We start from the raw sequence: 15,485 nt of genomic DNA, 5'->3' as shown, positions 1-15,485 counted from the left end.
ATGGTTCAGCTCCGCTCGGCGATGCGGGCGAGATGTGCGGTGATGCGCAGCAGCACGATCAGGATCGCCGCGGCGAAGCCGGCGAGCGCCAGCACGGCATAGGTCAGCGCCTCGAGCAACTGCGCGCCGGCATCCTGCGCCGCGGCGCCCGGTACCGCGACGCGCTGGAGCGGCTGGCCGGCGGGGACCGGCGTTCCGGGCTCCGCACCGCCCGGCGCCGGCGCTTCCCGCACGGCTTCGGGCGGTGGCGTGCGGGGGTCGGGCGTGCTTTCGGCCGGCGGCATGCCGCTGCGCAGGGTGCCGTTGCCGCGCGAGGCGGATTCGAGCGAGGCCAGGATCGCGAAGGTGGCAAGCCCGCTCAGGACCAGCAACAGGGTGCGGCCGATCCAGTCGAACATCTAGCGCTCTGCTCCCTCACCCGCCGGCGCGCGCATTCCAGCATGGCCGCGGCGCTTCAGCTCCGCCTTGAGCGCTTCGGGCTTCGGCGCCCAGAGGAAGCCGAAGCTGACCGTGCCGGCCTTGGTCTCCACCACATGGTGCAGCCGGTGCGCCTGGATGATCCGCTTCATATAGGTCGATTTCGGCAGATAGCGGTGGTTCAGCCTCTTGTGGACGATGACGTCGTGAAAGCCGAAATAGATCGCGCCATAGGCCGCGATCCCCGCGCCGATCCAGGTGAAGCCCGGCCACCAGCCGAGCCGCACACCGCCGAGCAGCAGCACGAAGGAGGGCACGGCGAAGATCGCCGCGTAGAGATCGTTCAGCTCCCAGGCGCCGGTGCGCGGGCGATGATGGCTCCTGTGCAGGAACCAGCCCGGTCCGTGCATGATCCAGCGGTGCGCGACATAAGCGAAGCCCTCCATCCCAAGAACGGTGGCGAGGAACAGGATCAGGCCGATTGTCCAATGCATCCGGTACGATATAGCCGTGCCTGGCCCGAGTTGCACGACAGGATGGATGAAATGCGCTTCTTGCCGATCAGCGTCTTGATGCTGCCGCTGCTGATGTCGGGCTGCTCGACGCCCGAGGCGATGACGCGCGAGGGCCTCGTCAGTGCCGGCATCTCGAAGCCGGTCGCCGCCTGCATGGCCGCGCGCATGGTCGACCGCCTGTCGCTGCTGCAGCTTCGCCGCCTCGCCGGGCTGGGCAAGGCGGAGCGCGCACGCGATCTCGACCAGTTTCTCTACCGGGTGCGCTCGCTCCGGGACCCGGAGATCGTGGGCGTGTCGGCCAGCTCGGCCGCGCTTTGCGTCACTGGTCTGGCCCGCTGATGCTTGCGGGGGTGGATTCGCCGTCCACCCTGTGCTTAAGGCTCCAGCATCCCCGATCTTCGAAAGGCATGTGAGCCCCATGAACATCCACGAATACCAGGCCAAAGAGCTTCTCGCGAAATTCGGCGTGCCCGTCCCGGCAGGCTTTGCGGCGCTCAGCGTGGATGAAGCAGTGGCCGCGGCGGGCAAGCTGCCCGGGCCGCTCTATGTGGTGAAGGCGCAGATTCACGCCGGCGGCCGCGGCAAGGGCAAGTTCAAGGAACTCGGCCCCGACGCCAAGGGCGGCGTCCGGCTCGCCCGCACTGCCGACGAAGTCCGCGCGGCGGCGACCGACATGCTCGGCAACACGCTGGTGACGATCCAGACCGGCGAGCACGGCAAGCAGGTCAACCGCCTCTACGTCACCGACGGCGTCGACATCGCCAAGGAATTCTACCTCGCGCTCCTCGTCGATCGCGCCACCGGCCGAGTCGCTTTCGTGGTGTCGACCGAGGGCGGCATGGACATCGAGACCGTCGCGCATGACACGCCGGAAAAGATCCAGACCTTCGACGTCGATCCCGCGACCGGCTTCATGCCGCATCACGGCCGCGCCGTGGCGAATGCGCTCGGGCTCAAGGGCGATCTCGCCAAGCAAGCCGCTAATGTCGCGTCGAAGCTGTACGACGCCTTTATCGGCACCGATGCCTCGCAGATCGAGATCAACCCGCTTGCCGTCACCGACGACAACAAGCTGCTGGTGCTCGACGCCAAGGTCGGTTTCGACACCAATGCGCTGTTCCGCCACAAGGACCTGATGGAGCTGCGCGACGAGACCGAGGAGGATCCTTCGGAGCTCGAAGCGTCCAAGTACGACCTCGCCTATATCAAGCTCGACGGCGATATCGGCTGCATGGTCAACGGTGCCGGCCTCGCCATGGCGACGATGGACATCATCAAATTGAACGGCATGTTCCCGGCCAACTTCCTCGATGTCGGCGGCGGCGCCAACAAGGAGAAGGTGACGGCGGCGTTCAAGATCATCCTCGCCGATCCGGCGGTGAAGGGCATCCTGGTCAACATCTTCGGCGGCATCATGAAGTGCGACATCATCGCCGAGGGCATCGTCGCCGCGGCGAAGGAAGTGAACCTCTCGGTGCCACTGGTCGTTCGGCTCGAAGGCACCAATGTCGAGGAGGGCAAGAAGATCCTTTCGACGTCCGGTCTCGCGATCGTCCCCGCCAATGATCTGGGCGATGCCGCCCGCAAGATCGTCGCCGAGGTGAAAGCGGCCGCCTGAACCTTTTCCCTCCCCGGGAAGCGTTCGGTCACAGGAGTGGATTGCAATGAAGGTGCTGGTCCCGGTCAAGCGCGTGCTTGACTATAACGTAAAGCCCCGGGTGAAGGCCGACGGGACGGGGGTCGACCTCGCCAACGTCAAGATGAGCATGAACCCGTTCGACGAGATCGCGGTAGAAGAGGCGATCCGCCTCAAGGACAAGGGTGTCACGGAGATCGTGGTCGTCTCGATCGGCGAGCAGAAGGCGCAGGAAACGCTGCGCACCGCGCTCGCCATGGGCGCTGACCGCGCGATCCTGGTCGTCTCGGAAGAGAAGGTCGAGCCGCTCGGCGTGGCCAAGCTGCTCGCGAAGATCGTCGAGGAGGAAAAGCCCGATCTGGTCATCCTCGGCAAGCAGGCGATCGACGACGACAACAACCAGACCGGCCAGATGCTCGCCGGCCTGCTCGGCGTCGGCCAGGCGACCTTCGCCTCGAAGGTCGAGCTGACCAGCGACTCGGTCACGGTGACGCGCGAAGTCGATGGCGGCTCGGAGACCGAGACGCTGAAGCTTCCCGCGATCATCACTACCGATCTTCGCCTCAACGAGCCGCGTTATGCCTCGCTGCCCAACATCATGAAGGCCAAGTCCAAGCCGCTCGCGCAGAAGACGCCCGCCGATTACGGCGTCGACGTCGCGCCGCGCCTGACCACGCTCAAGGTGGTCGAGCCCGCCAAGCGCTCGGCCGGCGTCAAGGTCGCCGATGTCGATGAACTGGTGGCCAAATTGAAGGCGATGGGAGTCGCGAAATGAAGACGCTCGTCTGGGTCGAACATGACGGCAAGGCCGTCAAGGACGCCACGCTCGCCGTGGTCACCGCCGCGTCGAAGCTCGGCGAGGTCCATCTGCTCGTCGCGGGCCAGGGCGTCGATAGCGTCGCCGCCGAAGCCGCGAAGATCGCCGGCGTCGGCAAGGTCCATGTCGCCGATGACGCCGCCTATGCGCATGCGCTCGCCGAGAATGTCGCGCCGCTCGTCGTCGCACTGATGGGCGATCACGATGCCGTGCTGTTCCCGGCCACCTCGAACGGCAAGAACATCGCCCCGCGCGTCGCTGCGCTGCTCGACGTGATGCAGATCAGCGACATCCTGTCGGTCGAGGGGCCAGACACGTTCACGCGTCCGATCTACGCCGGCAACGCCATCGCCACGGTGCAGACGAAGGACGCCAAGCTGGTCATCACCGTGCGCGGCACGGCGTTCGAAAAGGCAGCGACCGAGGGCGGTTCGGGCACGATCGAGGCCGTCGCTTCGACGGGCGATAAGGGTCTGTCGACCTTTGCCGGCGCCGAGATCGCCAAGTCCGAGCGTCCCGAACTGACCAGCGCGAAGATCATCGTGTCGGGCGGCCGCGCGCTGCAGAACTCGGAGAATTTCCACTCGATCATCGAGCCGCTCGCCGACAAGCTCGGTGCCGGCGTCGGCGCCTCGCGCGCCGCGGTGGACGCGGGTTACGTGCCCAACGACTATCAGGTCGGCCAGACCGGCAAGATCGTCGCGCCCGAAGTCTATATCGCGATCGGGATCTCCGGCGCGATCCAGCATCTGGCGGGCATGAAGGACTCCAAGACGATCATCGCGATCAACAAGGACGAGGACGCCCCGATCTTCCAGGTGGCCGACATCGGCCTGGTCGGCGATCTGTTCAAGATCGTGCCGGAGCTGACGGAGAAGCTCGCCTGAAGCGAGGCACGCAGCGCAAGCTGCGTGCCGGTGCGAGTCGCGAAGCCGGCTCGCACGCTGAAGGCCGGCCGGCGCGGCTGTGGCCGCGACCGACGAGACGCGGGATTTACTCCCGCGTCGCTGGCCCGATAAGACTCGGTCATGGATAGCGATCGCCTCCATGTTCTCACAGGCGGTCCGGGTTCGGGCAAGACGACGCTGATCGAGGCGCTCGCGTCGCGACCAGCCCCGAAGTCCGCCGCGCGTCGGGCCGTACTGGCCCCGTTTTTCATTATGCTCGCGCGCGCACCGAAATCCTGACAGTCCAATCTACCAGGGCAGCGGGGAACCGTCTGTATTGACGAAGCAGCCATTGAGCGCGGGCGTCGCCACCTCTTCCACGAAGTTCACAATCTCCACCGCCGCTTCATCGGGGCTCAGAGGCGCCTGCTCGCCTCCCATATCGGTCCTGACCCAGCCGGGATTTAGAGCTGTCGCCACGAAACCCTCTGGACCCCACTCGGCCGCGAGGTTGCGGACAATCTGGTTGAGCGCGCTTTTGCTTGCCCGATACGCCAGCATTGATCCGTCGGTGTTTCCAGACAGGGAGGCGTTGCCGGTGCTCATCATGACTATCAGCTTCCCCTCGGCAGCTAGCAACTGATGCCGCAAGGATTTCGCCAAGACCATCGGCGCTACGACGTTGACAGACAAAGTCGCTACAAAATCGTCGGGATCGAACTCACGTGTGTGGAAGGCGCGTGGTCCGAAACTCGCCGCGTTGCAGATGAGGACGTCAACAGGCCGTTGGATGCTGGCGCAGGCCGTCTCCACAGCTTTGTGATCGGCCATGTCGCAATGATGGAAGGATAGGCGCTCATGTTCCTCCGTTGCCCATGGTGGGGGGGAACGCCCAATGCCCACCACAAACCATCCAGCGCGCAGAAAAGCGCGTGCGACAGCCTCCCCAATGCCTCGATTTACTCCGGACAGAACAACCGTTTTCATGCGTTTTCAGGCAACAGCTCAAGGGCTCCCGCCTCACCGCGGCTGTCGTAATAAGCGACAGCGCCTTTCGCGAAATAATGACTCACGATCGAGAGGCGTGTTTTCTCCCGGTCGATGCGCGGACTGCCACCGTGTACAAGATTCTCATGCCAGACAAGTATCTGTCCAGCTTTGGGTCGATAGGCCGCACGTTCGTAGCCGCCTTCCTCCAACAGTCGGCGTACCTCCGCGTCAAAGATTACATAAGAGGAGTAATCTTGATCCACCTTCTCCAAGCCTAGGTCGCCGGCCCGTAACCTCTGGGATTTGTGGCTACCAGGATAAACGAACAACTCGCCCGAGTCCGGCTGAACGTCTTCCAACGCGATCCAGACACCGCACATAAAGCCGGCAGGATAGGGCGTGAGATGAATCGTGTCCTGATGAGCGTTCTGCTCCGAACCATTTACATAGGTTAAAGTCTGGCAAGCACTAGGCGTGTCGCGAAAGTGCGACTTAAGAAACGCCATAACTTCCGGATAAAGCCATATCTTTCTGCCAGCTTCAAGTCGGTGTGCTTCGTGGATGCGCTGGCTGGTCCCTTTCTCGTAATGCAGGCGGCCACTTTCGATTGCTTCGTCAAGCTCGATCGTGAACTCCTCGATCAGATCCGGTGGCAGCTGTTCGGGCAGAATGCAAAAGCCCCACCTCTCTAAATGGCGGTGCGCCCTTTCCATGTCGGCGGGTGGATCGAAGCTCAAGGGAACCTCGATAGGCTCAATTTCGTCAAACCACGCCCTGGCCCTGCCCTTCTCGTAAGGGAAGATCTTGCTATCGATCACGCGCGGTTGGATCGCGCCGGTGCCGTGAGCGCGCAGATCTTCCGCAACCTGGGCACCCAGCGGAGTATTGTTGTTCACAATGAGCGGCTTTGCGGGAAATGCCGCCCTGCTGCCGTCCGCGAAATCAACCGACACTATAGCGTTCGCAGGGCCGTTCGGCAGTAGATGCGTCATCAGATTGACTTCGATGCGCAAATCGCTCGGCGAGGAAGAGACAACGCACTCTGCTCCTCCGAACGAAGCTTCGGAACCACCTACCGAAACATTGATGCGCACTGGATCGGAGCTGGCTTCCCAGACGTGGCCCACCAGCCTTATAAGTCCAAACACCCGCACTTGATCCGACCTGTTCCCTATCCCGAGACCAGACATTCCAGGCGTGCCCATCGTGGCATTCTCCATTTGAGGTGTCTTTTTGTTTGACGGGACAGTGCTACGCAATCGCCGCAGCAAACCCAACTTCACACCATTTCTACCATGTATCCGCGCTCCTAAAGCAGCAAGCCCTCCGCCAGCTAACATTTCGAAAATCGATGAATCCGTCGGTATAGGGATCGGAAAAGCCTGCTGTAGATCGACCCGATATCGATAAAGGACGCGATATGAGTTATCAATCGTTCTACGTCCGCAAGCTTGGCGTAAATCTGCTTGAGCGCTGTCGCCCGGCCCTTGCGGTCCTTCCAGGAGGCGAAGTCATCTCGCGCAGAAAGTCCGCATCCGGGCTCTTCCGCAGAAACGCTTGCAGGTCCATCGTGTCGTTGGTCATCGGGATCTCCGCTGGTTCGAGTGTCGCAATCCAACCCTAATCGAGATCATCGACGGCCGCCTGCGCCTGCCGTGAGCACGCCGTCGACGGTCTGGCGGCGCCGTATGGTTGCGGCGGTCGCGCATCGCGTCGGCACAGGCGAGCGATCGCCCAGCACCCCCGTCTCCGCGCCGGATCAGCCCGGCTTGCGGAACTTGTAGATGAACTGGTCGGTGTGGCCGCGGATCTTCTCGTCGAACACCGGCAGGCTGTGGTCGTCGGCCGGATTGTTCAACACCTTGCTCTCGCCGACGAACTTGAAGCCGGCCGCGATCACCTGGAGCTTCACTGTAGTGGCGTCGATGCGATGGAGCGTCTTGGTGGTGGTCAGGCCGGCGCCGGCCGCACTGGCGTGGTCGATCACGAGATAGGTGCCGCCCGGCTTCAGCAGCCTGAACACACCGTTGTTCACTGCCGCGAGCGCGGCCTCGCCACCCGAATTGGCGACGTCGTGATAATTCTCTACCGTCATGAACAGGTCGACCGGCGTGTCGCTGCTCGGGATGTCGGTGGGGCCGACCACCGGCGTGACGTTCGCCAGGTTCTTCGCCTTCAGCGCGTCGATCGTCGCGGTTGCCCGCGCGCCCGACACTGCCGGCCACATCGGATAGACATGGCCCTTGGGGCCGACCACGCCGGTCAGGATGCGAGTCCAATATCCCCGGCCCGGCAGATAATCGATCACCGTGTCGCCCGGCCCGACGCCGGCGAAGATCAGCGTCTCGGCTGCCTTGCGCCGGGCATCGTCGACGGCCTGGTCGGTCCGTGCCGGATCGGCGAGGGCGGCGGTGACGGCCTTTCTGGTCTCGGCCGCCGGATGGTCCTTCGCGATTGCCGCCGTCGCCATCAGCGCCACGATCGCGGCGCCCGTCAATGCTACCCTCATGCCCGTCTCCCTAGATTTGGATCTTCTACACGTCCAGATTCACCACGCTCAGCGCATTGTCCTGAATGAACTCCCTGCGGGGCTCAACGACATCGCCCATCAGCCGGGTGAAGATCTCGTCGGCCACATCGGCCTGTTCGATCTCGACGCGGAGCATCGACCGGTTCTGCGGATCGAGCGTGGTTTCCCAAAGCTGCTCGGCATTCATCTCGCCCAGGCCCTTGTAGCGCGAGATCGCTAGGCCCTTGCGGCCGGCGAGCAGGATCGCGTCAAGCAACTGGCTCGGCCGCGCAACCATCGTCTCACCCTTGCCGAGCGCGGCGGGGGCGTCATCCTCTTCCTCGGCCGCATCCACTTCGGCCTGCGCCGCCGCAGCGGCCTTGGTCGAGACGAGCTTGGCGGTCTGTACGAACGCATCGCCCTGTTCGGTGGCAAGGGCGTGCAGCTTGCGCGCTTCGGCCGAACCGAGGAATGCTGCCTCGATGATGTGATGATCGGTGACGCCGCGCCAGATACGCTTGAACTGGATGCTGCCTTCCTCAGTGACCGAGGCCGACCAGCGCGCGTCCGCATCCGCTGCGTCGAGCCCGCGCACCACCGTTTCGAGCAGCACGCCACGCGCCTGATTGGACAGGGTCGTATCGAGCACGCCGCTCATCGCCAGCGCCTCGACCATGGTCGGGTCGTAGCGGCGCGGGACATAGCGCATCAGCGTGCGCATCCGCCGGGCATGATCGACCAGCGACCGCAGATCGGCCCCGCTGCGCGCACCGCCCGCGCCTTCGAGCACGCTCGACGCAACGCCGTTCTCGACCAGATATTCGTCGAGCGCGTTGTCGTCCTTCAGATAGACTTCGGATCGACCGCGCGTCGCCTTGTACAGTGGCGGCTGGGCGATGAAGAGGTGCCCATTGGTGATGATCTCGGGCATCTGCCGGTAGAAGAAGGTCAGCAACAGGGTGCGGATATGCGCACCGTCCACGTCGGCGTCGGTCATGATGACGATCTTGTGGTAGCGCAGCTTCTCGACGTTGAAGTCGTCGCGGCCGATGCCGGTGCCCATCGCCTGGATCAGCGTGCCGATCTCGCGGCTCGACAGCATCCGATCGAAGCGCGCGCGTTCGACGTTCAGGATCTTGCCGCGCAACGGCAGGATCGCCTGGAAATGCCGGTCGCGGCCCTGCTTCGCCGATCCGCCGGCCGAATCGCCCTCGACCAGGAACAGCTCGGACTTGGCCGGATCGCGCTCCTGGCAATCGGCGAGCTTGCCGGGCAGCGAGGCGATGTCCATCACGCCCTTGCGCCGGGTCAGTTCGCGCGCCTTCTTGGCGGCCTCGCGGGCAGCGGCGGCATCGATGATCTTGGCGACGATCGACCGGCCATGCCCAGGATTTTCCTCGAGCCACTCGGCCAGCTTGTCCGCCATCAGGCTTTCCAGCGGCTGGCGCACTTCGGACGAGACCAGCTTGTCCTTGGTCTGCGAACTGAACTTGGGATCGGGCAGCTTGACCGAGACGATCGCGGTAAGGCCCTCGCGCATGTCGTCGCCGGTCAGCGTAACCTTCTCCTTCTTCAGGAGCCCGGACTTCTCGGCATAATTGTTGAGCGTGCGTGTCATCGCGGCGCGGAACGCGGCGAGGTGGGTGCCGCCGTCGCGCTGCGGGATGTTGTTGGTGAAGCAGAGGACATTCTCGTAATAGCTGTCGTTCCACTCCAGCGCGACGTCGATCGTCACATCGTCGCGGGTGCCCGAGATCGCCACCGGGTCCGGCATCAGCGGAACCTTGTTGCGGTCGAGATATTTCACGAACGCCGCGATACCGCCCTCGTAGAACAGTTCGATCGTCTTCAGCTCTTCATGCCGCGCGTCGTTCAGGAACAGCCGCACGCCCGAATTGAGAAAGGCGAGCTCGCGGTAGCGATGTTCGAGCTTCTCGAAATCGAATTCGACGATCTTGAAAGTGGCGGGGCTGGGCAGGAAGGTCACCCGCGTGCCCTTACGGCCCGGCGCCGGGCCGACGATCTTAAGCGGCGCCACCGCGTCGCCGAACGCAAAGCGCATATAATGCTCGGTCTCGTCGCGCCAGATCGTCAGGTCGAGCCATTCGCTGAGCGCATTGACCACCGAGACGCCGACGCCGTGCAGGCCGCCGGAAACCTTATAGGCATTGTCGTCGGAAGTGTTCTCGAACTTGCCGCCGGCATGGAGCTGAGTCATGATGACCTCGGCCGCCGACACGCCCTCTTCGGAGTGGATGCCAGTTGGGATGCCGCGGCCATTGTCGGTCACCGAGACTGAGCCGTCGGGGTTGAGCGTTATGTCGATGCGGTCGCAATGCCCGGCCAGCGCCTCGTCGATCGCGTTGTCGGAAACCTCGAACACCATGTGGTGGAGGCCCGAACCATCGTCGGTATCGCCGATATACATGCCGGGACGTTTGCGGACCGCGTCGAGGCCCTTCAGCACCTTGATTGAATCAGCGCCGTAATCGTTCGTGTTGGGATCTTCTGCCATGCCAAGCATATAGGGATTGAGGCGCGGAAACGGAAGCAAAATGCCGTGGTTGGACGGCCGCCCGCACGCAGCGGACGACCGTCCCGAAACGCCTGATTTTCAGATGCTTAGTCGGCGCGCGCGAAGCGGTCCGCACGCTGGCCGAGCAGCGTGACTTCGACCCGGCGATTCTGGCGCATGCCGGCCGGCGTCGCATTGGTCGCGACCGGATCCGCCTCGCCATGCCCGACCACCGCGAAACGCGCCCGCGTTACGCCAAGCTCGTCAAAGGCGGTGCGCACGCTGGTCGCGCGACGCTCCGACAGGTCCTGATTGTGCGCATCGGTGCCGCGGCTGTCGGTATAGCCGTCGATCGCGACGCGCACACCCGGTTCGGCGCGCAGATAGGAAGCGAGCGGCCGCAGCTTCTCGATCGCGCCGGGGCGCAGCACCGCGCTGTCGGTCTTGAACAGCACGTCTTCCTGCAGCCGAAGCGTGGCGCCGCGCGACGTCTGGCGGAAGCCATAGCCGCGCATCGCGCCGCGATCCCATCCGCCGCCACGTTCCTCGACCACGACGGTGCGGTCGCGCGAGCTCCAGTCGAACCGGTCGCGGCGAGCGCCGGCGACCTGAGCGAAAGCGCGATTGGCGGCGTTGGCCTCGCGCGGGCTGACCCGTCCGTCATGGTTGAAGTCGAAATTGCGCATCACGAAGGCGCGGCCGCGATTGGTCGCGCGCAATTCGCGGTATAGGATCGGCACGCCGGCGCCGACCAGGCCGTAGTCGCGGTCGCCCGGGCGTCCGCCACCCCAGTCCCAGCGATCCTGGGCAAGGGCGGGGCTGGAGCCCGCGGTAAGCGCGGTCGCGGCGATGGCTATGGCTATCATTGGGTTCTTCACTGTTCTTCTCCATGGCCCCCGCCATGAAGAGGTTTCTGCCACCCGTCGCTTGAACGCGGTGTGAGCCGACCCGACAGGCGAGGTTCAGCGTGCGCCCTGGCCGATCGTCATGCGGAACGCGTCAGGCCCGACCTCGTCGAACAAGGCGGATTCAGTGCCCGTCATCCATATCTGGCCCTTGCCCGCGAGCCGCTCAAACAGGGCGGCGCGGCGGAACGGATCGAGGTGCGCGGCGACTTCGTCGAGCAACAGGATCGGCGCCTGGCCGGTGCGCTCCGCGACCAGATCGGCATGGGCGAGCACCACGCCGAGCAGCAGCGCCTTTTGCTCGCCGGTCGAACACAGGGCCGCTGCCTGGCCCTTGCCGAGATGGGTGACCGCGAGGTCGGTGCGATGCGGGCCGACCAGCGTGCGCCCGGCAGCAGTGTCGCGGCGGCGGCCCTGGGCGAGATCGACGGCGAGCGTATCGCCCGCGCCGGTCCATCCTTCCAGCGCGAGGCCTGCGCGGGCGAACGGGCCCTCCGGCTGATCCGCCAGCCTTTCGGCCAGCGCAGCGACCGCATCGCGGCGTGCCGAATCGATCGCCACGCCATGCTCGCCCATCTGCGCCTCGAGCGCGTTCAGCCATTCCGGGTCGGCCGCGCGCGCGCCTTCGTTCGCTTCGGCAAGCAGCCGGTTGCGCGCCCGCATCGCCGCTTCGTAGCGGTTGGAATGGACCGCATGGCCGGGGTTCAACGCGAGAGTCAGCCGGTCGAGGAAACGCCGACGTTCGCTCGCTGGTTCGACGAACAAGCGGTCCATCGCCGGGGTCAGCCACAGGATGGTCAGCCATTCGGCGAGCGCGGTCGCGGCAACTGGCGCGCCCTGGATTCGGACGATGCGGCGCTCGGGTGCGGAGGGCTGGGCGCCGGTGGCGATACTGACCTCCCCTCCCGCTTGCGGGAGGGGTCGGGGGAGGGCCTGTCCAGTTAAGACGACGTCTGTTGACATGCCCTCCCCTAGCCCCTCCCCTAGCCCCTCCCGCAAGCGGGAGGGGGACGGAGAAACCGATAGAAGCGTTGCCGCTACGCCAAACCCGCCGCTACCCCCCTGCCGCGCCATCTCGCCCAGCGCCGCGCGCCGCAGCCCGCGCCCGGGGGCAAGCAGCGACACGGCTTCCAGGATATTGGTCTTGCCCGCGCCATTCTCGCCGGTCAGCACGACGAAGCCCCGCCCGGGCTCGATCGCGGTGTCGGCGTGATTGCGGAAATCGGTGAGGACCAGGCGCGACAGCATTGCCAGCGCCTTAGCCCAGTTCGTAGCCAGCTAGCGAGTGCCGCGGATCAGGCGGCGAGTTGCTCAGCGGCGGCCTTTTCCTTGCGCGCGCTGAGATAGGACGCCATTTCCGCACCCAGCTGGCGCTGCGCATGCAGATAGGCGGTCGGCGTCACGATGCCGAGCCGGGCCCGCGCCGCATCGAGCGGTTCGTGCATCAGCTTCAGATAATCCTCGCCGGAGATCCACTTGGCCTTGCGGCCGTTGCGATAGCCCTCGATCACCGCCTTGGCGAACAGCGTGCCGCCGGTGACGCGCAGGCTCTTCAGCGCCGCCGCGCCGCCGATGAATGCCCAGCCTAGCCCGCCGACCTGGGCATAGCTGAACGCGACCAATGCCGCCTCGCCCATGCTTTCGTCGGCCTTGTAGCCGGTCAGCACATGCCAGATGTCGTGGGTGTCGCGCGTCCGCCGCCCGAACCAGGCATAGGGGTGGCGCATGTCCTCTTCGCGATTGATCTTGCTGATATCGGCAAGGCCATCGGCGGAGTAACCGGTCGTCTCGAGGAAGGTGCGATAGGCCGCGCCGACCGTGCCCGGCGCGAACGACGCGACAAAGGCCTTGTCGATGAAACGCTCGGCCAGTTCGACCCGCTCATAGGCCATGCGCCCGCCTTCTTCGGTGGCGATGAAACGTCCGTAATTGTTCGCGGTGCTGCCGACATTCAGGGCGCGCATGATGCGGAACACCTGAGTCGTGTCATCGCCATTGGCCAGCAACTTGCGGATCGCGTCGAACGCCGTCCGCCAGTCGCGACGTCCGGTGGTACCGGGAAAGGGAGGAAGCTTAGCCATCGACTCGATCCTTACTGACAAGAGTGTCAATAGCTCGCCGGAGCCGACGGGTCAAGCTGCCCCCGAGTCGATGTGCACGAAGACGCAAAGGGACATTGTGAGCGGATGGGCCGCCATGAAACGACTCATCTTCATGCCGTCGCGTGATCCATTCCGAACGTATCTGACACGACGCGGCCAGTCAGGACGGATTGAGTTCCAACACCTACCCGGCCAGCGAGAATGTCACAGCATCATCGGCCCCGGAATCGGTCAGGGGCGACGACGAAGCAGAGATTACGCTATAGCGCAGATGCCCGCGGTCACACCCGCATCGGCATCAATACGTACAGCGCGGACGACTTGTCGTTCTCGCGGATCAGGGTCGGCGCGGCGGCGTCGGCGAGGTGGACCTCGATCGTGTCGCCGTCGAGCTGGCCGAGAATGTCGAGCAGGTACCGGCTGTTGAAGCCGATCTCGAACGGCATCGCGGCGTAATCGCCCGGCACTTCCTCGGCGGCGGTGCCGTTTTCGGGGCTCGTCACCGACAAGGTGATCTTGTCGCGGTCGAGCGCCATCTTCACCGCACGCGTCTTCTCGGTCGCGATGGTCGACACGCGGTCGACGCCTTCCTCGAAGCTGCGCGGATCGATCTTCAGGATCTTGTCGTTGCCGGTCGGGATGACGCGGCTGTAATCCGGGAAGGTGCCGTCGATCAGCTTCGACGTCAGCAGCGCCTGGCCCAGGTCGAAACGGATCTTGGTCGGCGACAGCGATACGCCGACCGATCCGTCGATCTCGTCGAGCAGCTTGCGCAGCTCGGCGACGCATTTCCGCGGGATGATCACGTCGGGCATGCCCTCGGCGCCGTCAGGGCGCGGCATGGTCACGCGGGCGAGGCGGTGGCCGTCGGTCGCGGCTGCCTTCAGCACTGGCAGCGGGTCGTCCGAGACGTGCCAGAAGATGCCGTTGAGGTAATAACGCGTCTCTTCGGTCGAGATGGCGAAGCGGGTCTTGTCGATGATCTGCTTGAGCGTTTCGGCGGGCAGCTCGAACGAGACGGGCAGCTCGCCTTCCGCGATCACCGGGAAATCGTCGCGCGGCAGGGTGCCGAGCTGGAATTTGGCGCGGCCCGCCATGATCGTCATCTTGCCGTCGGCGGCGGCAAGGCTGACCTGGCTGCCTTCGGGCAGCTTGCGCGCGATGTCGAACAAGGTGTGGGCGGAAACGGTGGTCGCGCCGGGCTGGTCGACCGCAGCGGAAACGGTCTCGTTGATCTGCAGGTCGAGGTCGGTCGCCATCAGCTTGAGGCCGCCGTCCGACGTCGCCTCGATCAGCACGTTGGACAGGATCGGGATGGTATTCCGGCGCTCCACCACCGACTGGACGTGGCTGAGGCCCTTCAACAATGTCGCGCGTTCGATCGTCGCCTTCATCTCATTCCCCCGGGCCGCCGCCCATGTTTCTTTCCCTCCGAGCATGCGCACCGGGGGCAATTCGCCGTCTCCTTTCCTTAACGATAAAAGGGGCCGGGGCAAGCGCCCCGACCCCTTGTTTTACGCCTGTAAACAGACGGATTGAGTCGGAAAGGTCAGAAACGATAGCCGATACCGGCCAGCACCTGATTGCGGTTGGCGTCGATGTCATAGTCCTTGGCTTCGCTGTAATGCGAGTAGCGGTATTCCGCCTTCACATAGGCCCGCGGGGTGACATTATATTCGACGCCGGCGCCGAGACGGTAGCCGTCGAGGTTGGTGTGATCCTCGATGCGCGCCGTGCCGACGGTATAGTCGGTGTTGATCCGGGCGTTGGTGTAACCGGCCTTGGCGTAGATCAGCGCACGGGGCGACGCGACGAAGCCGATGCGGCCGCCGGCATAAAGGTCGCGACCGGCACCGATGCGGATCCGGTCGCCCGCGGTCAGGATATCGGTGGCACGGACCTTGGTGGTCGAACCGGTGATCTCACCCTCGACACCGAGCACGACACCGCCGACCTGCGCGTCATAACCGAGCGCGCCGCCATAGACGAAGCCGTCCTTGCCGGTCGAATCGTCGCCACCGCCGCTGAGATTGTCGTAGCCGCCGAGCGCTTCGACACGCACGCCGGTGAAGGGGGCCTTTTCCGAATCCTGGGCGAAGGCGGGGGCTGCCAGGCCAAGACCGAGAGCGGCGGTGGCGGCGGTGAGAACAAGCTTACGCATACGATGACTCCATTGGACAGCCGGCGATGTT

Annotated in this window: 16 protein-coding genes; 5 read left to right on the top strand and 11 right to left on the bottom strand. The window is 64.7% G+C overall.

The window, feature by feature from the left end:
- Positions 1–5: 5 nt before the first annotated feature.
- Positions 6–398: a hypothetical protein gene (locus AC1DX5_RS10320; RefSeq protein ID WP_478015262.1), complete on the bottom strand. Its 393-nt coding sequence runs from the start codon at positions 396–398 to the stop codon at positions 6–8.
- Complete coding sequence (locus tag AC1DX5_RS10315) at positions 399–911, bottom strand: sterol desaturase family protein (protein ID WP_478015260.1); 513 nt, start codon at positions 909–911, stop codon at positions 399–401.
- Between the two features lie 51 nt (positions 912–962).
- Here AC1DX5_RS10315 and AC1DX5_RS10310 point away from each other — a divergent pair, with 51 nt between their 5' ends.
- From AC1DX5_RS10310 to AC1DX5_RS10290, 5 genes are all read left to right on the top strand, one after another.
- The gene (locus tag AC1DX5_RS10310) at positions 963–1,271 is read left to right on the top strand and encodes a hypothetical protein (protein ID WP_478015259.1); all 309 of its coding nucleotides are present in this window, start codon (positions 963–965) and stop codon (positions 1,269–1,271) included.
- Between the two features lie 79 nt (positions 1,272–1,350).
- Positions 1,351–2,550, top strand: coding sequence for an ADP-forming succinate--CoA ligase subunit beta (gene sucC / locus AC1DX5_RS10305; protein ID WP_465171147.1), 1,200 nt, complete (start codon positions 1,351–1,353; stop codon positions 2,548–2,550).
- 46 nt (positions 2,551–2,596) lie between these two features.
- Entirely contained in the window at positions 2,597–3,343 is a 747-nt protein-coding gene (locus AC1DX5_RS10300) for an electron transfer flavoprotein subunit beta/FixA family protein (RefSeq protein ID WP_478015257.1), read from the top strand.
- The gene (locus AC1DX5_RS10295; protein WP_478015255.1) at positions 3,340–4,272 is read left to right on the top strand and encodes an electron transfer flavoprotein subunit alpha/FixB family protein; all 933 of its coding nucleotides are present in this window, start codon (positions 3,340–3,342) and stop codon (positions 4,270–4,272) included. The genes AC1DX5_RS10300 and AC1DX5_RS10295 overlap by 4 nt, the downstream gene beginning before the upstream one ends.
- A gap of 141 nt (positions 4,273–4,413) precedes the next feature.
- Positions 4,414–4,572 carry an AAA family ATPase gene (locus AC1DX5_RS10290; RefSeq protein ID WP_478015253.1) on the top strand — a complete coding sequence of 53 codons (159 nt, stop codon included), beginning with the start codon at positions 4,414–4,416 and terminating at the stop codon, positions 4,570–4,572.
- A gap of 9 nt (positions 4,573–4,581) precedes the next feature.
- Here the strand turns inward: AC1DX5_RS10290 and AC1DX5_RS10285 are convergent, their stop codons facing one another.
- From AC1DX5_RS10285 to AC1DX5_RS10245, 9 genes are all read right to left on the bottom strand, one after another.
- Entirely contained in the window at positions 4,582–5,259 is a 678-nt protein-coding gene (locus tag AC1DX5_RS10285; protein WP_465171144.1) for an SDR family NAD(P)-dependent oxidoreductase, read from the bottom strand.
- Positions 5,256–6,482, bottom strand: coding sequence for a phytanoyl-CoA dioxygenase family protein (locus tag AC1DX5_RS10280; RefSeq protein WP_478015251.1), 1,227 nt, complete (start codon positions 6,480–6,482; stop codon positions 5,256–5,258). The genes AC1DX5_RS10285 and AC1DX5_RS10280 overlap by 4 nt, the downstream gene beginning before the upstream one ends.
- A gap of 539 nt (positions 6,483–7,021) precedes the next feature.
- Complete coding sequence (locus AC1DX5_RS10275; RefSeq protein WP_478015250.1) at positions 7,022–7,771, bottom strand: class I SAM-dependent methyltransferase; 750 nt, start codon at positions 7,769–7,771, stop codon at positions 7,022–7,024.
- A gap of 25 nt (positions 7,772–7,796) precedes the next feature.
- A complete protein-coding gene (gyrB, locus tag AC1DX5_RS10270; protein WP_478015248.1) occupies positions 7,797–10,286 on the bottom strand; it encodes a DNA topoisomerase (ATP-hydrolyzing) subunit B in 2,490 nt (829 codons plus the stop codon).
- Positions 10,287–10,393: 107 nt separating this feature from the next.
- Entirely contained in the window at positions 10,394–11,152 is a 759-nt protein-coding gene (locus tag AC1DX5_RS10265; protein WP_478015247.1) for an OmpA family protein, read from the bottom strand.
- Positions 11,153–11,248: 96 nt separating this feature from the next.
- Positions 11,249–12,439: a DNA replication/repair protein RecF gene (locus tag AC1DX5_RS10260; RefSeq protein WP_478015246.1), complete on the bottom strand. Its 1,191-nt coding sequence runs from the start codon at positions 12,437–12,439 to the stop codon at positions 11,249–11,251.
- A 47-nt stretch (positions 12,440–12,486) separates the two neighbouring features.
- A complete protein-coding gene (locus tag AC1DX5_RS10255) occupies positions 12,487–13,272 on the bottom strand; it encodes a Coq4 family protein (protein WP_465171138.1) in 786 nt (261 codons plus the stop codon).
- A gap of 302 nt (positions 13,273–13,574) precedes the next feature.
- Positions 13,575–14,687, bottom strand: a complete 1,113-nt coding sequence (gene dnaN / locus AC1DX5_RS10250; RefSeq protein WP_465175218.1) for a DNA polymerase III subunit beta — start codon at positions 14,685–14,687, stop codon at positions 13,575–13,577.
- A 155-nt stretch (positions 14,688–14,842) separates the two neighbouring features.
- Positions 14,843–15,454, bottom strand: coding sequence for an outer membrane protein (locus AC1DX5_RS10245; RefSeq protein ID WP_465171136.1), 612 nt, complete (start codon positions 15,452–15,454; stop codon positions 14,843–14,845).
- Positions 15,455–15,485 lie beyond the last annotated feature (31 nt).

The organism is Sphingomonas sp. P2_B6, assembly GCF_056404755.1.
The sequence above is the reverse complement of the archived record's forward strand: the minus strand, read 5'-3'. Positions and strand labels throughout refer to the sequence as shown.